This is a genomic window from Accumulibacter sp. (assembly GCF_036625195.1).
Classification (GTDB): Bacteria; Pseudomonadota; Gammaproteobacteria; order Burkholderiales; family Rhodocyclaceae; genus Accumulibacter.
In genome coordinates, this window is record NZ_JAZKUG010000001.1 from 2,188,369 (window position 1) to 2,208,308 (window position 19,940).

The window sequence follows — 19,940 nt, forward strand, 5'->3', positions numbered from 1 at the left end:
AGCGGCCCGTGGCGAGCCCGGATGCACCGGTCGTGGCGGCTGCCGGCAGCCGTCCGCCGGCGCGAAGCGCGCGCTCGACCGACGCGCCGCCCCGCCGTCCCAGCTCCGAGGCTGCCGACAAGCCCGAGCGCCTGCACAAGCTGCTCGCCAACAGCGGCCTTGGATCGCGGCGCGAGATGGAGGAACTGATCGCTGCCGGTCGCGTCACGGTCAATGGCGAAGCAGCGCAGATCGGGCAGTCGGTCAGCCCGGACGACCGCGTCAAGATCAACGGCAAGCTGGTGCGACTGCGTTCTGCCGACCGCCTGCCGCGGGTGCTCCTGTATCACAAGCCGGAAGGCGAGATCGTTTCGCGCAACGACCCGCAGCACCGCCCGAGCGTCTTCACCTCGCTGCCGCGAATGGCGGCTGGCCGCTGGGTGGCCGTCGGCCGTCTCGACTTCAACACCAGCGGCTTGCTGTTGTTGACCACTTCCGGCGATCTCGCCAACCGTCTGATGCACCCCCGTTACCAGTTGCTGCGCGAGTACGCCGTCCGCATCCTCGGCGATCTGCCCGACGAGGCACGGCAACGCCTGCTCGACGGCATCGAACTCGAGGATGGGCTGGCAAACTTCGGCAGCTTCCAGGAAGCCGGCGGTGAGGGTGCCAACCGCTGGTACCGCGTCTCCCTCTTCGAGGGGCGCAACCGCGAGGTGAGGCGGATGTTCGAGGCCGTTGGCGTGGTGGTCAGTCGCCTGATCCGCATTCGCTACGGCCCTTTCGTGCTGCCGCCGGGACTCAAGCGCGGCAGGGTACAGGAACTGGCCGAGCCCGAGGTGCGGCGATTGCTGAGCGATTTCGGCATGGCACCGTCGGTGCTGAGGCGCCCGCCGCCGCGGTCACGGCCAGGTTGATCGGCCGCCGCCCTTCCGTTGCGGCCGCAGGTCGATTTACCCGCGCCGGTTTTTTCGTTATAATCCAACGGTTTTCCGCTCGCCCCTTGCGGGGCATCCAACCGGGGATGGGCTTTTTGCCCATTTTTTGTTTGCAGCCATGGATGTACACGAACTACTTGAGAAGACGCTGACCGGTCTCGGATACGAGTTGGTCGATTTCGAGCGCAGCCCGCGCGGGCGCGTCCTGCGCGTCTTCATCGACAAGCCGGAGAAGCCGCGCGGCATCGATGTCGACGACTGTGCACTGGTCAGCAACCATCTCTCGCGCGTGCTGGCGGTCGAGGACGTGGACTACGATCGCCTGGAGGTCTCCTCGCCGGGGCTCGACCGGGTGCTGCGGAAGGAGTCCGACTTCGCGCGTTTCGCTGGCTGCGAGATCACGCTCAAGCTCCGGCTGCCGGCGGCCGGCAGGCGCAACTTCAGCGGCATGCTGGGTGGCGTCATCGACGGCAAGGTCCGCCTGCGGATGGACGCGGGTGACATGGATGTCGAGCTGGACAACATCGACCGGGCACGTCTGGTGCCCAGATTCGCAACAGGGAAATCGGGCGGGAAGCCGGTCCAGGAGGTGATGAGGAAATGAGCCGCGAGATCTTGCTGCTGGTCGATGTGCTGGCGCGCGAAAAGAACGTGACGCGGGAGATCGTTTTCGGCGCGCTCGAACTGGCGCTGGCGTCGGCGACCAAGAAACGCATCCACGACGATGCCAACGTGCGGGTGGCGGTCGACCGCGAGACGGGCGACTTCGAGACCTTTCGTCGCTGGGAAGTGGTGGCCGATGCCGATTTTCTCGACGAAGAGCAGCAGGTGCCCCTGTCGGAAGCGCAGACCCAGGATCCCGATGTCGAGGTCGGCGACTACCTCGAGGAGGCGCTGGAGCCGATCGACTTCGGCCGTATCGGAGCGCAGGCGGCGAAGCAGGTGATCCTGCAGAAGATTCGCGACGCCGAGCGGGAGCAGATCCTGAGCGACTTCCTGGCGCGCAAGGAGCACCTCGTCTCCGGCACGATCAAGCGCATGGAGCGTGGCAACGCGATCGTCGAGACCGGCAAGATGGAAGCGCTGCTGCCGCGCGACCAGATGATTCCGCGCGAGAACCTGCGCATCGGCGATCGCGTCAAGGCCTATCTGCTGCGCATCGACCGCTCGGCGCGCGGGCCGCAGTTGATCCTCTCGCGCACGGCACCGGAGTTCATCATCCAGCTCTTCGCGCTCGAGGTTCCCGAAGTCGATGACGGACTGCTGGAGATCAAGGCAGCGGCGCGTGACCCGGGCATGCGTGCCAAGATCGCCGTCAAGTCCAACGATCAGCGCATCGATCCGATCGGTACCTGTGTCGGGATGCGCGGCTCGCGGGTGACCGCGGTGACCAACGAACTGGCCGGTGAGCGGGTCGACATCGTCCTCTGGTCGGCTGATCCGGCGCAGTTCGTGGTCGGCGCGCTGGCGCCGGCCGAGGTCAGCTCGATCGTCGTCGATGAGGAACGACACAGCATGGACGTGGTGGTCGACGAACAGAACCTGGCGATCGCGATCGGTCGCGGCGGCCAGAACGTTCGCCTCGCCTCCGAGATGACCGGCTGGTCGATCAACCTGATGACCGAGGAAGAGTCGAAGACACTCGTCGAAGCCGAGGCGGCAGCGATTCGCGTCCTCTTCATGGAGAAACTCGATGTCGATGAGGAGGTGGCGAACATCCTCATCGAGGAAGGTTTCTCGACGCTTGAGGAGGTTGCCTATGTGCCGTTGCACGAGATGCTCGAGATCGAGGCTTTCGACGAGGCGACCGTGCAGGAACTGCGCGAGCGGGCGCGCAACGTCCTGTTGACCGAGGCGATCGCCACCGAGGAGACGCTGGCCGAGGTCGCCGATGATCTGCTCAGCCTTGACGGGATGGACAAGGCGCTGGCCGGCAAACTGGCAGGTGCTGGGATCAAGACGCGCGACGATTTGGCCGACCTGTCGGTCGATGAGCTCGTCGAGATCACCGCCATCGACGTGCCACAGGCCACACAACTGATCACCACGGCGCGTGCGCACTGGTTCGAGCAAGTGGGAAAAGAGGGGTAAGAATGGCGCAGACAAGTGTTTCCCAATTTGCCAGTCAGCTGCGAATGCCGGCTGGGTCGCTGCTGGAGCAGTTGCAGAAGGCGGGTGTTGCCAAGAAACAGGTCGATGACCTGCTGTCGGAGCAGGACAAGTCGCGCTTGCTCGAATACTTGCGACGTTCGCACGGGCCGGTCGAGGCCAAGACCAAGATCACCCTGACGCGCCGGGAGACCTCCGAGATTCGGCAGCAGGACTCGCACGGCAAGTCGCACACGGTGCAGGTCGAGGTACGCAAGAAGCGTGTACTGGTCAAGCGTGATGTTGCCGATACGGCCGCGAGGCCGGTCCCGCCAGCGGTGGCCGAGGCGGCCGTCGAGCCGGTGCCGGTGCTCGAGCCGGTCGTCGTCCTGGCGCCGGAGCCCGTCGTCGAGGTGGTGGCCGAGCCCCCGCCGCCGGTGCGCATTGCCGAGCCGGAGCAGGTGCCGCCGCCGGTGGAAGCGCCAGCGCCACTCGCCGAGCAGCCGAAGGCCGAGCCCGTGGCGGCCGAAGCCAAGCCGGGCGCGAAGAAGGTCGTCACGCGCGCTTCGATCATTGGCGAGGAGCAGCAGCGACTGCGCGCCGAGGAAGAGCGCCGGCATGCCGAGTTGCGGGCGCGCCAGGAAGCCGAGTTCAAGAGCAAGCAGCAACGCAGCGCCGACCTGCTGCGACTGAAGCAGGAAGCCGAGGAAAAGGCGGTGGCGGCGAAGGCCGCCGGTGCGGCCAAGGTCGCTGCGGCGCAGACGGCGAGCGATCGGCCGCCCGAGGACAAGACCCTGCACAAGCCCGCTGGCAAGACGGCGACCACGGACAAGAAGGCGGCCGACAAGAAGACTCCGGACAAGAAGGTCGCGGAAAAGAAGGGCCCGTGGAAGAGCGAAGGCGCGAGCAAGCGGCCGGGGCTGAAGACGCGCGGCGCCACCGGCGCCACCGGTTGGCGCGACACCAAGCACGGCAAACGGCCGCGTGGCGGCAGCGACGAAGACGAGCAGCATTCCTCCTTCCAGTTGCCGGTCGAGCCGGTGATCCATCAGGTCTACGTGCCCGAGACGATTTCCGTTGCCGATCTGGCCCACAAGATGGCGATCAAGGCGACGGAGGTCATCAAGGCGCTGATGAAGATGGGCACCATGGTGACCATCAACCAGGTCCTGGATCAGGAAACGGCGATGATCATCGTCGAGGAGATGGGGCACAAGGCGCTTGCCGCCAAGCTCGACGACCCGGACGCGTTCCTCGACGAGAGTGCGGCCGATCAGAAGGACGTCGCGCTCGAGCCGCGTGCGCCGGTGGTCACGGTCATGGGCCATGTAGACCACGGCAAGACGTCGCTGCTCGACCACATCCGTCGCACCCGCGTCGCCAGCGGCGAGGCAGGAGGCATCACGCAGCACATCGGCGCTTACCACGTGCAGACGGATCGCGGCATGGTGACCTTCCTCGATACACCGGGTCACGAAGCCTTCACCGCCATGCGGGCGCGCGGCGCCAAGGCCACCGACCTGGTGATCCTGGTCGTGGCGGCCGATGATGGCGTGATGCCGCAGACTCGCGAGGCCATCCACCATGCCAAGGCTGCGGGCGTGCCGATCGTCGTCGCGGTGAACAAGATCGACAAGCCGGCTGCACAGCCGGAGCGGGTGAAACAGGAACTCGTCGGCGAGCAGGTGGTGCCCGAGGAGTACGGCGGTGACGCGCCTTTCGTCGCGGTATCGGCGAAGACCGGTGCCGGCATCGACGAACTGCTCGAGAACGTGTTGCTGCAGGCGGAAGTTCTGGAACTCAAGGCTCCCCGACAGGCGCCGGCCAAGGGGCTGATCATCGAGGCCCGCCTGGATCGTGGTCGTGGTCCGGTGGCGACGATGCTGGTGCTGTCGGGAACGCTGCACCAAGGCGATGTCCTGCTCGCGGGCCAGGTCTTCGGACGCGTGCGGGCGATGCTCGACGAGAACGGCAAGGTGATCAAGGAGGCGGGGCCGTCGATCCCGGTCGAGATCCTCGGTCTCTCCGACGTCCCGGCTGCCGGGCAGGAAGCGGTCGTTCTGGCGGATGAGCGCAAGGCGCGCGAGATCGCTCTCTTCCGGCAGGGCAAGTATCGCGACGTCAAGCTGGCGACGAAGCAGGCAGCGAGCCTCGAGAGCATTCTGGAGCAGATGACCGAGGCCGAAGCGAAGGTTCTGGCGCTGATCATCAAGGCCGATGTCCAGGGTTCGCAGGAGGCGCTGGTGCAGTCGCTGCAGAAACTGTCGACCGGCGAAGTCAAGGTCAACGTCATCCACGCCGCGGTCGGTGCGATCAGCGAGTCCGACGTCCACTTGGCGCAGGCCTCGAAGGCGGTGATCATCGGCTTCAACACGCGCGCCGACGCCGGTGCCCGCAAGGCGGCAGAAGCGGCCGGGGTCGACATCCGCTACTACAACATCATCTACGATGCGGTGGACGAGGTGAAGGCGGCGCTGTCGGGCATGCTGGCGCCGGAGAAGAGGGAGGACATCACCGGCCTGATCGAGATCAGGCAGGTGTTCCGTGCCACCCGGATCGGCACCATCGCCGGTTGCTATGTTCTCGAGGGCGTCGTCAAGCGCAGTTCGCGTGCCCGCCTCCTGCGCAATCACATCGTCCTCTGGGACGGCGAGATCGAGTCCCTGAAGCGCTTCAAGGAGGACGTCAAGGAGGTGCGCAGCGGTTTCGAGTGCGGTCTGTCGTTGAAGAACTTCAACGGCTATGTCGAGGGCGACCAGGTCGAAGTCTACGACGTGACGGAAGTCGCGAGGACGCTCTGAGTGGCGGGCAACAGGAGTTTTTCCCGTCGCGAGCGGGTTGCCGAGCAGATTCGGCGCGAGCTCGCCGACCTGATCCACAGCGAACTGCGCGATCCGCGGGTCGGCATGATCAGCCTGACCGAGGTCGCGGTCAGCCCCGATTACGCGCATGCCAAGGTCTTCTTCAGCAGCCTTGGCGGCAGCGACCATCTCGCTTCGGTGATGGCCGGCCTGGAGCATGCGGCCGGCTTTCTGCGCACCGAGCTGGGCAAGCGGATCAGCCTGCACATGACGCCGCAACTGCATTTCGTTTTCGATCAGTCGCTCGAACGCGGCGCGCAGCTGTCGCGCCTGATCAGCGAGGCGGCGGCGATTTCCGATCACGGTGACCAGTCCGGGCATCCCGAGCAATCGTGAAGTGACGGCAAGGAAGAGCTGGCGTCGCGTGGACGGCGTGTTGCTGCTCGACAAGCCGGGCGGCATGACTTCGAATGCGGCGCTGCAGGCCGCGCGCCGCCTTTATTCGGCGGCCAAGGCCGGACATACCGGGACCCTCGACCCGCTTGCCAGCGGCCTGTTGCCGTTGTGCTTCGGTGAAGCGACCAAGTTCTCGGCGGACCTGTTGACGGCCGACAAGAGCTACGAGTGCGAGTTCGTCTTCGGTGTCACGACCGACACCGGAGACGCCGATGGCCGCATCCTGACGCGGTCCCCGGTGGGCTTTTCCGCCGGCGAACTCGAGCTCGCCCTGCAGGGTTTTCGTGGCCCGATCCGTCAGGTGCCGCCGATGTACTCGGCCCTGAAGCGGGCGGGGCGGCCGCTGCATGAGCTGGCGCGGCAGGGGATCGAGGTCGAGCGCACGCCGCGCGAGGTCAGCATCCATGAACTGCGGCTGCGCGATTTCTGCGGCGATCGTTGTCGCCTGCTGGTCCGCTGCAGCAAGGGCACCTATGTGCGCAGCCTGGCGATGGACTTGGGCGCCGTTCTCGGCTGCGGGGCGCATCTCGGCGCGCTGCGCCGGTTCGCCGTCGGCCCGCTGCTGATCGCCGATGCCGTCTCCCTCGATGTGCTGTCGGCAATGAGCGCGGACGAACGCCTGGCGTGCCTGTTGCCTGCCGATGCCCTGTTGCAGAGCCTGCCCCTCGTCCAGCTCGACGAGGTCGGTGGCGAGCGCTTCCTGCACGGCAACTGTGTCGGCGTCAGGGCGGCGCTCGGCCGCTGCCGGGTCTACACCGGCAGCCGCCTGCTCGGTCTGGGAGAGGTCGACGCCGCCGGCAGCCTGCAGCCACGGCGTGTCGTCGGCGGGCTGCCGGGGCCCGCGCTGCCCGAAGTCAGTCGCTGACGGGTCGCGTCCGGGGCCAGGTGGGCGCTTGTACGGTGAGCCGGCTCATCGTCGCGTTTCGCCCTCGAAGAAAGCGAGTGCCGAATGGCTTGCGCGGGCGACGAGCAGCACGACGATGCCCAAGGCGTCAGCCGATGATGCGGCCGTCGACCAGATCGAGCCGCCGCAGCTTGGGCAGCTCGATGACGTCACGGTCGTGACAGGCGATGACCGCCGTCGTCCCCGAGTCGCCGAAAGTGCGCAGCAGCTCGAGGGTCTGTCGCCGCGAATCGGCGTCGAGGCTGGCGGTCGGCTCGTCGAGGAGCAGCAGCGTCGGTCGCAGCACCCAGGTGCGGGCCAGTGCCAGGCGCTGCTTCTCGCCACCGGAAAGCCGGGCGGGCGGTGTGGCGAGGAGGTGGCGCAGGCGCGCCCACGACAGCGCCTCATCGACCAGTCGCTCGCGCTCGGCACGGGGCACGCCGCGGGCGCGCAGGCCGTAGCTGATGTTGTCGACGACGCTGGTGTGGAACAGGTAGGGTTGCTGATGCACATAGCTGACCTGTCGGCGCAGCCAGTCGGGGTATGGACACCAGCCAAAGGGGCGGCCGGTGAAGCAGCCGCTGCCGCCGTCGGGTGCTTCGATGCCGGCGAGAATGCGCAGCAGCGTGGACTTGCCGCTGCCGTTCTCGCCGGTCAGCACGCAGCCTTCGCCGGCCGACAGGCGGAACTCGTCGATCGCCAGCAACCGCCGCTGGGCCATTGACCGGGTGAGCGCGTGCACGGCGAGCAGGCTCATCGCCGCGCTTCGCCCTGAAAGAACTCGAGTGCCGAATTGATTGCCAGGGCGACGAGCAGCAGGACCATGCCCAGGGCAATGCCTTGCGCGAAGTCGCCCTTGCTGGTCTCGAGTGCGATGGCGGTCGGCATGTTGCGGGTCACGCCGGCGATGTTGCCGCCGACCATCAGTGCGCAGCCGATTTCCGAGACGATGCGGCCGAAGGCGCTGCAGACGGCCGCCATCAGTGCGAAGCGAACCTCCCGCAGCAGCGTCCAGGCGATGCGTGGCGCAGAAGCGCCGAGTGCCAGCGCCGTCTCACGGGCGCGCGGATCGGCGCCCTGGATTGCCGACAGCGAGAAAACGACGAGGACGGGCAGCGCGATCAGAACCTGGCCGATGATCATCGCCGTCTGGGTGAACAACAGCTGCAGGTGGCCGAGGACGCCCTGGCGCGACAGCAGCAGGTACAGGATCAGTCCGACGACGACGGTGGGCGATGCCAGCAGGCCCTGTGTCAGGACGATCAGCGGCCGCCGCCCGGGGAAGGTGACGGTGGCCAGCACGTAGCCGGCGGCGATGCCGAGCGGCGCCGCCACGAGCATGGCGCGCAGGGTTACCGACAGCGACACGCCGACGATGCCCCACAGTTCGCGATCGCCCGAGACGAGGAGCAGCAAGGCCGCCAGGGTGGCGTCCCAGAGTGCCAAGCGGCGACTCCTCAGCCGTCGGGCGCGACGAAGAACAACTGCTCGCCGTGTGGCCGGAAGGCGCCGATCGCGGCACGGCCAGCGGGGCCGCTCAACCAGTCGATCAGCGCCCGTGCGCCGGCATGATTGACCTGCGGATGGAGCCTCGGGTTGACGGCGATGACGCCGTACGGATTGAACATCCTGCGGTCACCCTGGAAGAGGATCTCGAGACCGGTGCGCGCGCTGTAGGTGGCATGGGTCGCTCGATCCGACAGCGTGTAGGCCTGCATCTCTCCCGCCATCATCAGCACTTCGCCCATGCCAAGCCCGGCCGCGACGTACCAGGGCCTGCCGCTGACCCGCAGCGCGAGTTGTTGCCAATAGCTCTTCTCCATGCGATCGGTCCCCGAGTCGTCGCCGCGTGAGACGAAACGCGCCTGATGGTCGGCGATGCGCCGGAAGGCGTCGACAACGTCGGCGCTCTGGCGCACGCCCGCCGGATCGCTGCGCGGCCCGAGGAGAACGAAATCGTTGTACATCACGTCGCGGCGCTCGACACCGTATCCGGCGGCAACGAAGGCGTCCTCGGCGCGCCGGTCGTGCACCAGGACGACATCGACGTCACCATTCTGCGCCAGCTTGAGCGCCTTGCCGCTGCCGACCGCGATGACCTGGACGCGCTGGCCGTGCTGGCGCTCGAACTGCGGCAGGATGGCGCGCAGCAGCCCCGAGTTGTCCGTGCTGGTGGTCGTCGCGAGGCGCAGCACGTCGGCCGCGCGAACCGGCTGCCAGCTGCCGGCGAGCAGGCAGCCGACGAGCAGCAGAAGCAGCAGACGCAACGATGTCCAATCCATTTCCGTCACCCCCAGGAAAGCTTTCGGCCCGTCGCAGCGGCGGCCGAACCAGGCGCAGTCTAGCGGCAAATCGGTCTGCGACCAACCCCGCGCGCGCTGCTGCGCGATGCCGCTGCTGGCCAGCAGCCGAGCGTTCCGGCCTTGAGCGAGCAGGTGGTTCAGGCGCCGTCTGTGGCGCGGGCCAAGGCTCGATATCGCTGCGCAGAAAGCGCTTGCGCAGCGCGCGTCAGGGTCTAAACTGATTCTGGGATCCGGGGTTTTCCTGTGGTCCTGAACTGATCAAGGAGAGCGACGATGAGCGGGAAGTGGTTTCACATCTGCGTTGCGGCGGCGACCGCCGGAGTGTTCGCCGGCAGCGCGGTGGCGGCAGAACGGCTGGATATCGGCAAGCGCGAGTACGAGGCCAACTGTGTCGTTTGTCATGGCGCCAAGGGCAAGGGCGATGGCCCGTTCGTCGAGTTCCTGTCGGTCAGGCCGACAGACCTGACCGTATTGACCAAGAACAACAGTGGGCTGTTTCCGGTGAATCGGGTGCTCGAGTCGATCGACGGTCGCTCCTTGGTGAAAGGTCACGGGACGCGCGAGATGCCGATCTGGGGCGACATCTATGATGTTCAGGCACAGCCGCAGTTCGATGACTACGGATACAACGCCAAGCTCTTCGTCTGGGCACGGCTGCTGGCTCTGGTCGACTACCTTAATCGCCTGCAGGTCAAGTGATCGTGGCTGGTCAAGAACGGGGTCGTCCGGCTCATGCGGCGCTCTGGCGCATGCAGAGTCGGCGACTGACGGTCCACCAATCAGGGGCAGCCGAAGTGTTGCCAGGCAGTCGGCCCGAGTGCAATCCGGCAGGAGCACTGCTGCCGCGAACGGCTGACGGGGAGATGAGATGAAGGCCGTGTGTGTCTTGTTGCCAATGGTGCTGGGTGTTTTCGGATGTGCGAGCGAGGTGACTCGTCAGCCGGTTGATCTGTCGAGAGTGAGGCAACCACCTGAGAAGCTCTTTGTCGCTTCGCAAACCGTCCCGGTGCGCCTTGATTCCGGATACGACCGGAGTATCAGAGCGGGCACCGAGTTTGTCGACGCCGGCGGAATTGCTCAAGGCGACATACTGAAACCTACGAACGCCAATTTCACCGTCGAGGGTGCGCATATGCACGAGGCTTGGCTGGTGGTGCACGCGGGCCGTCTCGTGGGGTTCTATCTTCCTGTCGAGAAGGCGTTTTCACCGCTCTCCGCCCCGGTCGCCTTGCCACTTGAAATCAAGGAGTTGCGCAAGTGAACATCAATCGTCTGTGTGTCAGTTGGTTGTTGCCGATCGCACTGGCCGCCTGTGCCACGGGGCCAAAGTACACGGAGATGCAGTCTTCGATTCCGACCCTTGGTGCGGAGCAAGGTCGAGTCTATTTCTATCGCAGTGGCAGTGCGTTCGGCGCGGCGGTTCAGCCATCGATCCTGTTGAACGGGGTCGTGGTCGGTGAATCGAAGCCGGGGGGGTTCTTCTTCGTCGACCAGGCTGCCGGCAACAAGGAGGTCAGCACGTCGACCGAGGTCGAGAAGAAGCTGTCCTTCACGCTTGATCCCGGTCAGACGAGATACGTCCGGACCGTCATTGGCCTCGGCTTCTTCGTCGGACGGGTCTACCCCGAACTCGTGGACGACGCAACAGGGCAGAAGGAGATCGAAGAGGCGAGCTATATCGGGCCGCCACTGCAGCAGGGAGTGAAGGTCGAGGCCAAAGCGCGATAGGAATGGCGGACCGGCCTGGCGCTGCGGCGGCAGCGACCAGGGCGCCGGCCGGCGTGCGCCGCGCAGCGCTTGATGCTGCGATGCGGTAGAATCGTGGTCATGATTTATCCGCTTCTCCGCCAGTTCTTTTTCGCGCTCGATCCGGAAGTCGCGCACGGCATTGGTATGACCGGCGTCGAGCTGCTGCGGGCCACCGGCGCAAGCTGCCTGCTGGCGAGTCCGGTGCCGCCCGATCGCGTGTCGGTCATGGGACTCGACTTTCCCAATCCCGTCGGTCTGGCCGCCGGGCTCGACAAGAACGGCGAACACATCGATGCGCTGGCGGCGCTGGGCTTCGGCTTCATCGAAATCGGCACTGTCACTCCTCGACCACAGCCGGGAAATCCGCGGCCGCGGATGTTCCGCATTCCCGATCGGCAGGCGATCATCAATCGCATGGGGTTCAACAACGACGGCGTCGAGAGATTGCTGGCCAATGTCGCCGCGGCGCGTTTCCCGCGCCAGGGGGGGGTTCTCGGCATCAACATCGGCAAGAACTTCGATACGCCGATCGAGCGCGCGGCCGACGATTACCTGTTCTGCCTCGAGCGCGTCTATGGTGCCGCGAGTTACGTCGCGGTGAACATCTCGAGCCCGAATACCCGCAACCTGCGCGAACTGCAGCAGGACGCGGCGCTCGATGCCCTGCTCGGCAGCCTCAAGGCGGCGCAGGCGAGCCTCGCCGACCGGCATGGGCGCTACGTTCCGCTGGCGCTGAAGATCGCCCCCGACCTCGACGAGGGCCAGGTGCGGGCGATTGCCGACCTGCTTCGCCGGCACCGAATCGATGCCGTCATCGCCACCAACACGACGGTGACACGGATCGGTGTCGAGGGCAGGCCGCACGCCGACGAGGCCGGCGGCCTGTCCGGCGCGCCGCTGCTCGCATTGTCGACCGCCATCGTCAGGCAACTGGCGGTGGCGCTGGCCGGCGAACTGCCGATCATCGGCGTCGGCGGCATCACGAGCGGCGCCGACGCGGCCGCCCGGATCGCCGCCGGTGCCTCGCTGGTGCAGTTCTACACCGGTTTCATCTATCGCGGACCGGATCTCGTCGGCGAGGCGGCGGCGGCAATCGCCCGGCAGCGGCAGGCATGAGCAGCGATGCCGGCGTCGCGCCTGTGGTTGAATGTGCCCGGGCGGCGGGTGATAATGTGGCGGCTGTCGATTGCGCAGCCCTTCACCGCCAGCAACCGTGACCCACTACCTCTTCCTGCTCGTCGGCGCCGTCCTCGTCAATAACGTCGTCCTCGTCAAGATCCTCGGGCTGTGCCCCTTCATGGGCGTCTCCAGGAAGCTGGAGACGGCTTTCGGCATGGGCGCGGCGACGACCTTCGTGCTGACCGTCGCCACCGGCGCCAGCTACATCATCGACCGCTACCTGCTGCTGCCCTTCGGCCTCGAGTACCTGCGCACGCTCTCGTTCATCGTCACCATCGCCGCCATCGTCCAGTTGACCGAGATGGTGATCCAGAAGACCAGCCCGTTGCTGCATCAGGTGCTCGGCATCTACCTGCCGTTGATCACCACGAACTGCGCCGTCCTCGGAGTGCCGCTGCTGAACATCGCCAATCGGCACGACTTCGTCGAGTCGCTGCTCTTCGGCGCCGGCAGTGCCATCGGTTTCTCGTTCGTGCTGGTGCTGTTCGCGGGCATCCGCGAGCGGATCGAGGGCGCCGACGTGCCACAGCACTTCCGTGGCGCGGCGATCGCGATGGTCACTGCCGGTCTGATGAGCCTCGCTTTCATGGGCTTCGCCGGTCTGGACCGGTACCAATGATCACCGCACTGGCGATCATGGCACTGGGCGCCGTCGTCCTCGGCGCGGCACTTGGCTATGCGTCGATCCGCTTCAAGGTCGAGGGCGACCCGCTGGTCGAGAAGATCGAGGCCATCCTGCCGCAGACGCAATGCGGACAGTGCGGCTACCCCGGCTGCAAGCCGTATGCGGCGGCGATTTCGGCCGGCGAGGCGGACATCAATCTGTGCCCGCCTGGCGGGATGGACGGTGTGCGCAAGCTTGCCGACCTGCTGGGTCGCGAGGTCAAGCCGCTGGAAGCCGAGGAAAAGCCGAAGCAGATCGCGATCATCGACGAGCAGACGTGCATCGGCTGCACGCTGTGCATCCAGGCCTGTCCGGTCGATGCGATCGTGGGCGCCGCGAAGCAGATGCACACCATCATCGAGCCCTTGTGCACCGGCTGCGAGCTTTGCGTCAAGCCGTGCCCGGTCGAGTGCATCAGCATGCAGCCGATCGCCGAGAACATCGACAACTGGAAGTGGAAGTATCCAGTGTTCGAGATCAAGCGTGCCGCCTGAGGCAGCAGCGGTGCTGGCGCAACTGTTCCGCTTCAAGGGCGGAGTCAAACCACAGACCAACAAGGCGATCTCGGTGCACGAGCCGATCGGTCAGGCGCCGCTGCCCGCACGCCTGTTCGTGCCGCTGCACCAGAGCATCGGCGGTGCGCCGAGTCCGTTGGTGCAGGCCGGCGACACGGTGCTCAAGGGACAACTGATCGGCGGTGCCGACGCGTGGGTGTCGGCGGCGGTGCATGCGCCGACCTCCGGCCGCGTGCTGGCCGTCGAACCGCATGTCGCCGCGCATCCGTCGGGGCTGCCGACGCTCTGCGTGGTCATCGAACCGGATGGGCGCGACGAGTGGATCGAGCGGCGGCCGGTCGACCACCGGAGCCTGGCTCCCGAGCGCGTGCGCGAACTGCTGCGCGATGCCGGCGTCGTCGGTCTCGGCGGTGCCGCCTTCCCCAGCCACGCCAAGCTGACTCCGGCACGCGCCGTGGCGATGGAGCACCTGGTGATCAACGGTGCCGAGTGCGAACCGTTCATGACCTGCGACGACATGCTGATGCGCGAGCGCGCCGACGAGATCGTGCGCGGCATCGCCATCTTCCGTGAGCTGCTGTCGGCGCGCGAGGTACTCATCGGCATCGAGGACAACAAGCCGGCAGCGATCGCTGCCATGCAGGAGGCAGTCCTTCGTCTGGCGCCGGATTATCGCGTCGTTGCCGTGCCGACGCGCTACCCGGCTGGCGGCGCGAAGCAGCTGATCCGCGTGCTCACCGGCAAGGAAGTCCCGGCCAGCCGCCGGTCGACCGAACTCGGCGTACAGTGCTTCAACGTCGCCACGGTATACACCGCTTACCGGGCGCTCACCCATGGCGAACCTGTCCTCTCGCGCATCGTCACGCTGACCGGCAACGTCGAGCAGCCGCGCAACTGGGAGGTGTCTCTGGGTACACCGATGCGCGAAGTGGTGGCGCTGGCGCGACCAAGGGCCGACAGCAGCAGCTTCCTCATGGGCGGCCCGATGATGGGCTTCGAGATTCCCGACCTCGACGCGCCGGTGGTCAAGGCGACCAATTGCATCATCGCCGGTTCGCCCGGGCTCTTTCCGCCGCCGCCGCCGGAAATGCCGTGCATTCGCTGCGGCGCCTGTGCCGAGGTCTGCCCGCACGAGTTGCAACCTTTCGAACTCTACTGGTTCTCGCGCGCGCGGAATTTCGGCAAGACGCAGGAGTACTACATCTTCGACTGCATCGAGTGCGGCTGTTGCAGTTACGTCTGCCCGTCGCACATTCCGCTGGTGCAGTATTTCCGTTTCGCGAAGAGCGAAATCTGGGCGCGCGAGCGCGAGAAGCAGGCGGCCGACGCCGCCAAGGAGCGCTTCGAGCTGCGCAACGCGCGTGCCGAGCGCGAGCAGGCCGAGAAGGCCGAGCGCCTGGCCCGGGCCGCCAGCGCCAGGACGAGCGAGAAGAAGGCGCCGCCCGAACCAGCGCCAGCGGCTGATCACCCGCCGGCAGCGGCGGGTGAGGCTGCGACGACGGCGAGTGAGGCCGAAGCCGCGAAGAAAGCCGCCATTGCCGCGGCAATCGAGCGCGCGCGCCTGCAGCGCGAGTCGGCGCAACCGAGGAATACGGATCGACTCAGCGCGGGCCAGCAGCGCGAGATTGCCGCCGTCGAGGCACGGCGCGCGGCGCGCTCCACGGCTGACACGACCGCGACGACCGGGACGGCAGCAACGACCGATCCGGGAGGCGCGGCCGTGGCACCCGCCGGGTCGCAGCGGGACGAGTGATGTCCTGGTCGACGCCGCCCTACCTGCTGGCCGATGTCAGCGTGCGCCGCGTGATGCTGCAGGTTCTGCTCGCGCTGCTGCCGGGGATCGCCGCCTACGTCTGGCTGATCGGCCCGGCAATCATCCTCCAGTTGGCGATCGCCACGCTGGCGGCGCTGCTCGCCGAAGCGCTGCTGCTGCGGCTGCGCGGCCGGCCGCTGCTGCTCTTCCTCACCGACGGCAGCGCGATCGTCACCGCCTGGCTGGTCGCCCTCGCTTTTCCGCCACTCTCTCCCTGGTGGTTGACCGTGGTCGGTGCCCTCTTCGCCATCGTCGTCGCCAAGCACCTCTACGGTGGGCTTGGCCAGAATCCCTTCAATCCGGCGATGATCGCCTTTGCCGCATGCATAGTCTCCTTCCCTGCACTGATGTCGCAATGGCCGGCGCTGGGGCTCAGGTTGAGCGTCGCCGAGCAGTTCGAGATCATTGCCGGGCTGGCGCCGCGAGTCGATGCGATGACCGGCGCGACACCGCTCGATGCGCTGAAGACCGCGCTGAAACTTGGCGATGGCGCCGTCGATGTGCCGACGCTGCTGGCGACGCAGGAGGTGTTCGGCAATTTCGCCGGGCGTGGCTGGGAGTGGGTGAGCGCCGGCTACCTGCTTGGCGGCCTCTGGCTGTGGCAGCGCAGGATCATCACCTGGCAGGCGCCGCTCGCCTTCGTCTGCGGCCTCTCGCTTCCCGCCACCGTCCTCTGGGCATGGAACCCGCAGCAGTTCGCCGATCCGCTGTTCCACCTGTTTTCCGGCGGTTCGCTGCTCGGCGCCTTCTTCATCGTCACCGATCCGGTTTCCGGCTCGACCACCTTTCGTGGCAAGCTGATCTTCGGTTTCCTCGCCGGCGCGATCGCCTACGTCATCCGTGTCTTCGGCGGCTATCCCGACGGGGTCGCCTTTGCCGTGCTGCTGATGAACCTCTGTGTGCCGTTGATCGACATGTACACGCAGCCGCCGATCTTTGGCATGAAGAAGCCGGAATGACACCGCCGGTGCGGACCCCGACGGCGACGGCGATGGCGCTGCGCACGGCGCTCATCCTGCTGATCTTCGTCGTTGCCTTCACCAGCCTGCTCGCTGCCGCCTACCTGTGGACCCGGCCAGCGATCGAGGAGGCTGCGGCGGCGGAGAAGATGAAGCTGATCAGCGAGGTGCTGCCGCGCGAGCTCTACGACAATGAGCTGCTGGCCGACAGCCGGCGCCTGGCGCCGGCGGCGGGCCTCGGGCTGGACGAGGAGTCGACCGTCTATCTGGCGCGCCAGGGTGGCCAGGCGAGCGCGATCGTCTTCGAGGCGGTCGCCGCCGATGGCTATTCCGGCCGTATCCGGCTGCTGCTCGCCGTCGCCGCTGACGGCACCCTGCTCGGCGTGCGGGTGACGCAACACAAGGAGACGCCCGGCCTCGGCGATTACATCGAGCCGCGCAAGGACCGCAACAAGGAGCGGCCATGGATCAGGCAGTTTGACGGCCTTTCGCTGGCGACGGTCGGCGAGCGCGAGTGGCGCGTGCGCAAGGATGGTGGCCGCTTCGATTCTCTGGCCGGGGCGACGGTGACGCCGCGGGCGGTCATCAAGGCCGTCCACCGGGCGCTGCAGTACGTGGCGGAAAATCGGCAGCAGTTGTTCACGGTCGAAGGGACAGGCAAATGATCGGTCGCGACGAACTCATCGAGATCAGGGACAACGGTCTCTGGAAGCAGAATACGAGCCTGGTGCAGATCCTTGGCCTGTGTCCGCTGCTTGCGGTGACGACCAACGCCGTCAATGGCGTCATGCTGTCGTTGGCGACGATCATCGTCATGGCCGTCGCCAACCTTGCAGTTGCCTCGCTGCGCAACCTGATTCCGCACGAGATTCGCATCCCGGTGTTCATCCTGATCGTCGCCGCGCTGGTGACGGTCGTCGATCTGCTCTTCAATGCGCAGTTGCACGAGCTGTATCTGGTGCTTGGCATCTTCATTCCGCTGATCGTCACCAACTGCATCGTGCTTGCACGGGTCGAGGCCTTTGCCAACAAGAATCCGCCGCTGCAGTCGCTATGTGATGGCTTGTTCATGGGCGTCGGCATGCTGTGGACCCTCGCGCTGCTCGGCGGGCTGCGCGAACTGATCGGCGGTGGCACGCTGTTCTCCGGCATCGACATGGTCTTTCCGGGACTGCAGCCGCTGCAGTTGCTGCCCGCTGACTACCCCGGGCTGCTGCTCGCCATACTGCCGCCAGGCGCCTTCATCCTGCTCGGCTGCCTGATCGCCTGGAAAAACTGGGTCGAGGCCCGTGCCGCAGCGCGCCATTCGCGCCGGCCATCGCTGCCGACGCCGCCGGCGCCGATGGCTGAGCATGCCTGAGGCGCAAGTCAAGCAGCCGCGGCCGCGTGCCGGGCAAGCCGAGGCGATCTTCACCCGCTTGCGCGCCGGCAATCCGCAGCCGACGACCGAGCTCGAGTACGCCACGCCGTTTCAGTTGCTGGTCGCCGTCATCCTCTCGGCGCAGGCGACCGACCGCAGCGTCAATCTCGCCACCCGCAAGCTGTTCGCCGACGCGCCGACACCGCAGGCCATGCTGGCGCTCGGCGAAAGCGGCCTGGCGGCCCATATCAACCGCATTGGCCTCTGGCAGGGCAAGGCGCGCAACGTCATCGCCACCTGCCGCCAGCTCCTCGAAAGACATGCCGGGGAACTGCCGCGGCAGCGCGCCGAACTCGAGGCGCTGCCGGGTGTCGGCCGCAAGACCGCCAACGTCGTTCTCAATACGGCTTTCGGCGAGCCGACGATCGCCGTCGACACGCACATCTTCCGCGTCGCCAACCGCACCGGCCTGGCGCCGGGGAAGACGGTGCTGGCAGTCGAGCAGGAACTGCTGCGGGTCGTGCCGCCGGAGTTCCGGCAGTTCGCCCACCACTGGCTGCTGCTGCACGGGCGCTACGTCTGCAAGGCACGGCAGCCGGAGTGCTGGCGCTGCGCCATCGAGGACCTCTGCGCCCATCCCGATAAGGCCGATGCAGCGGCTGACAGCGGCCGCCGATGAGTGTTGTCGGCAGCGTGTTGCTGGCGGGCAACGACGCGGTGCCGTCACTGGCGGCAACGGCAGCCGGCATGGCCCTCGAAAAGATCGGCAGTTGCCCGGCGCGCGGCGTCCTGTTGTTTCTCTCGGCCGAGTTCAGCGCGCAGGCGCAGGCGGCCGTGACCGCGGTGGCGCGTGCGGCGCGCTGTACCGAGGTCGCTGGCGGCATCGCTGCCGGGGTCTTCACCGACGAGGGCTGGGTTCTCGACCGTCCGGCGGTGGCGGTGATGGTGTTTGCCGGTGATCTGGCGCTGTCGGGGCGCCGGCCGGATGCCGGCGCGAGTGCCGGGGCCATCCTCGCTTATGCGGGCAGCAGCCTGCCGCATGCCTGGACCGGGCCTGGTCCGCAGCGCTTCGGTGGCTGCTTTGCCGGCCGCCCGGGGCAGTCCGAGGCGACGGCCTGGCAGCACGGCCGCCTGGCGCGGCAGTGCGAGGTCGAACTGCGCGGCGCGCGCATCGATCTCGCCGTTTCCCCGGGCTGGCAACCGTTTGGCTGCCCGGCGGTGGTGACCGGCAGCCGGGCCCTGGATCTGCTGGCGCTGGACGGCGAGCCGGCGCTCGACCATCTGCGGCGCAACCAGCCGCCGCAACAGCAGTCCGCCGACCGGTTGCCGCTGGCATCGCGGTGCGCGGTCCTGCTCGACGATCCCGGCAGCGACAGCGGCGGCGCCTGGCAGCAGGCACTCTCCGACGGTCGGCTGCAGCCGGTACCGATCGTTGCCGCCAACGCCGACGGCTCGCTGACGCTGGCGCAGCATCTGCGTCCGGGAAGTCGCGTGCTGTGGGCGATGCGGCTGCCACAGGCGAGCGCTGCCGACATGCGCCACAGCCTGTCCGCACTGGTGCCGTTCGTCCGCCGACCGCAGGCGGCCATCGTCTTCTCGTGCATCGGCCGCGGCCCGTATCATTATGGCGGCGACGACCGGGATCTCGCCTGCCTGCGGGATATCTTCCCGCATCTGCCGCTGATCGGCGTCTACGGTACCGGGCAGATGGCGCCCGTGGCACGCGGTGGCAACCGGCTGCTGCAGAACGCCGTCGTCAGCGCCCTGATCAGTCAACCAGCAAGGAGAGCCGATGTTCAACCCGACGCGTGAGCAGGTGCGGCAGTTCTTCTGCCAGGCGTGGCAGAAGCATCGCCAGCGCTCGATCCTCGAAGGCGCCGAGGTGACGGCCGCCGACCTGATCCTGCAGCACCCCGAGTACCATGCGCTGCTCGAGGATCCGGCAACGGCGATCGAGCAGGAGTTCAGTCCCGAGAGCGGGCAGATGAACCCTTTCCTGCATCTCTCGCTGCACCTGGCAGTTGCGGAGCAGGTGAGCATCGACCAGCCGCCGGGGATTCGGTCTGTCTACCAGACGCTGCGCGCGCGGGTCGGCGATCACGCGGCTGCGCACGCGATCCTCGAATGCCTCGGCGAGACGATCTGGCGTGCCGAGCGCCATGGCCGGGCGATGGACGCGAACGCCTATCTCGAGTGCGTGCAGCGCGCCGCCACCACCTGATCGGCACCGCGGCAGCGCCCGGCTGCCGCCGC

The 19,940-nt window shown here is 67.0% G+C and carries 22 protein-coding genes; 19 read left to right on the plus strand and 3 right to left on the minus strand.

What is annotated here, in order from left to right:
• Positions 1-8 precede the first annotated feature (8 nt).
• From V5B60_RS09510 to truB, 6 genes are all read left to right on the plus strand, one after another.
• Positions 9-896, plus strand: a complete 888-nt coding sequence (locus V5B60_RS09510; RefSeq protein WP_434735318.1) for a pseudouridine synthase — start codon at positions 9-11, stop codon at positions 894-896.
• Between the two features lie 139 nt (positions 897-1,035).
• Positions 1,036-1,521, plus strand: a complete 486-nt coding sequence (rimP, locus tag V5B60_RS09515; RefSeq protein WP_332346778.1) for a ribosome maturation factor RimP — start codon at positions 1,036-1,038, stop codon at positions 1,519-1,521.
• Positions 1,518-3,008, plus strand: coding sequence for a transcription termination factor NusA (nusA, locus tag V5B60_RS09520; RefSeq protein ID WP_332346779.1), 1,491 nt, complete (start codon positions 1,518-1,520; stop codon positions 3,006-3,008). The genes rimP and nusA overlap by 4 nt, the downstream gene beginning before the upstream one ends.
• A gap of 2 nt (positions 3,009-3,010) precedes the next feature.
• Positions 3,011-5,806, plus strand: coding sequence for a translation initiation factor IF-2 (gene infB, locus V5B60_RS09525; protein ID WP_332346780.1), 2,796 nt, complete (start codon positions 3,011-3,013; stop codon positions 5,804-5,806).
• The gene (gene rbfA / locus V5B60_RS09530) at positions 5,807-6,202 is read left to right on the plus strand and encodes a 30S ribosome-binding factor RbfA (protein ID WP_324600243.1); all 396 of its coding nucleotides are present in this window, start codon (positions 5,807-5,809) and stop codon (positions 6,200-6,202) included.
• On the plus strand, positions 6,171-7,127 hold the full coding sequence (gene truB / locus V5B60_RS09535; protein ID WP_332346781.1) for a tRNA pseudouridine(55) synthase TruB: 957 nt from the start codon (positions 6,171-6,173) through the stop codon (positions 7,125-7,127). Before rbfA ends, truB begins: the two co-directional genes overlap by 32 nt.
• Positions 7,128-7,254: 127 nt before the next feature.
• Here the strand turns inward: truB and V5B60_RS09540 are convergent, their stop codons facing one another.
• Genes V5B60_RS09540 through V5B60_RS09550 form a run of 3 tightly spaced genes read right to left on the minus strand, consistent with a single transcriptional unit; the run spans position 7,255 to position 9,427 of the window.
• Positions 7,255-7,902, minus strand: a complete 648-nt coding sequence (locus V5B60_RS09540) for an energy-coupling factor ABC transporter ATP-binding protein (protein ID WP_332346782.1) — start codon at positions 7,900-7,902, stop codon at positions 7,255-7,257.
• On the minus strand, positions 7,899-8,591 hold the full coding sequence (locus V5B60_RS09545; protein ID WP_332346783.1) for an ABC transporter permease: 693 nt from the start codon (positions 8,589-8,591) through the stop codon (positions 7,899-7,901). The genes V5B60_RS09540 and V5B60_RS09545 overlap by 4 nt, the downstream gene beginning before the upstream one ends.
• An 11-nt stretch (positions 8,592-8,602) precedes the next feature.
• Positions 8,603-9,427 (minus strand): substrate-binding domain-containing protein, encoded by an 825-nt coding sequence (locus tag V5B60_RS09550; RefSeq protein WP_332346784.1) that lies wholly within the window; start codon positions 9,425-9,427, stop codon positions 8,603-8,605.
• A 294-nt stretch (positions 9,428-9,721) separates the two neighbouring features.
• On the opposite strand from V5B60_RS09550, the gene V5B60_RS09555 reads away from it, so the two are divergent.
• The 13 genes from V5B60_RS09555 (at position 9,722) to V5B60_RS09615 (ending at position 19,908) form a co-directional block, all read left to right on the plus strand.
• A complete protein-coding gene (locus V5B60_RS09555) occupies positions 9,722-10,147 on the plus strand; it encodes a c-type cytochrome (protein ID WP_332346785.1) in 426 nt (141 codons plus the stop codon).
• Positions 10,148-10,316: 169 nt separating this feature from the next.
• The gene (locus V5B60_RS09560) at positions 10,317-10,709 is read left to right on the plus strand and encodes a hypothetical protein (RefSeq protein WP_332346786.1); all 393 of its coding nucleotides are present in this window, start codon (positions 10,317-10,319) and stop codon (positions 10,707-10,709) included.
• Positions 10,706-11,176 carry a DUF2846 domain-containing protein gene (locus V5B60_RS09565; protein ID WP_332346787.1) on the plus strand — a complete coding sequence of 157 codons (471 nt, stop codon included), beginning with the start codon at positions 10,706-10,708 and terminating at the stop codon, positions 11,174-11,176. The genes V5B60_RS09560 and V5B60_RS09565 overlap by 4 nt, the downstream gene beginning before the upstream one ends.
• A 90-nt stretch (positions 11,177-11,266) precedes the next feature.
• Positions 11,267-12,313, plus strand: coding sequence for a quinone-dependent dihydroorotate dehydrogenase (locus V5B60_RS09570; protein ID WP_332350505.1), 1,047 nt, complete (start codon positions 11,267-11,269; stop codon positions 12,311-12,313).
• Between the two features lie 97 nt (positions 12,314-12,410).
• Entirely contained in the window at positions 12,411-12,995 is a 585-nt protein-coding gene (rsxA, locus tag V5B60_RS09575) for an electron transport complex subunit RsxA (RefSeq protein WP_332350507.1), read from the plus strand.
• A complete protein-coding gene (rsxB, locus tag V5B60_RS09580) occupies positions 12,992-13,534 on the plus strand; it encodes an electron transport complex subunit RsxB (protein WP_332346788.1) in 543 nt (180 codons plus the stop codon). Before rsxA ends, rsxB begins: the two co-directional genes overlap by 4 nt.
• A 10-nt stretch (positions 13,535-13,544) precedes the next feature.
• Complete coding sequence (rsxC, locus tag V5B60_RS09585; protein WP_332350509.1) at positions 13,545-15,308, plus strand: electron transport complex subunit RsxC; 1,764 nt, start codon at positions 13,545-13,547, stop codon at positions 15,306-15,308.
• Positions 15,308-16,327, plus strand: coding sequence for an RnfABCDGE type electron transport complex subunit D (locus V5B60_RS09590; RefSeq protein WP_332346789.1), 1,020 nt, complete (start codon positions 15,308-15,310; stop codon positions 16,325-16,327). Before rsxC ends, V5B60_RS09590 begins: the two co-directional genes overlap by 1 nt.
• Positions 16,324-16,992, plus strand: a complete 669-nt coding sequence (gene rsxG / locus V5B60_RS09595) for an electron transport complex subunit RsxG (RefSeq protein ID WP_332346790.1) — start codon at positions 16,324-16,326, stop codon at positions 16,990-16,992. Before V5B60_RS09590 ends, rsxG begins: the two co-directional genes overlap by 4 nt.
• Positions 16,989-17,687, plus strand: coding sequence for an electron transport complex subunit E (locus tag V5B60_RS09600; protein WP_332346791.1), 699 nt, complete (start codon positions 16,989-16,991; stop codon positions 17,685-17,687). The genes rsxG and V5B60_RS09600 overlap by 4 nt, the downstream gene beginning before the upstream one ends.
• Positions 17,680-18,366, plus strand: coding sequence for an endonuclease III (gene nth / locus V5B60_RS09605; RefSeq protein WP_332346792.1), 687 nt, complete (start codon positions 17,680-17,682; stop codon positions 18,364-18,366). Before V5B60_RS09600 ends, nth begins: the two co-directional genes overlap by 8 nt.
• Positions 18,363-19,499 (plus strand): FIST C-terminal domain-containing protein, encoded by a 1,137-nt coding sequence (locus V5B60_RS09610; RefSeq protein WP_332346793.1) that lies wholly within the window; start codon positions 18,363-18,365, stop codon positions 19,497-19,499. The genes nth and V5B60_RS09610 overlap by 4 nt, the downstream gene beginning before the upstream one ends.
• Entirely contained in the window at positions 19,480-19,908 is a 429-nt protein-coding gene (locus V5B60_RS09615) for a DUF1841 family protein (RefSeq protein ID WP_332346794.1), read from the plus strand. The genes V5B60_RS09610 and V5B60_RS09615 overlap by 20 nt, the downstream gene beginning before the upstream one ends.
• The last annotated feature ends 32 nt before the right edge of the window (positions 19,909-19,940 follow it).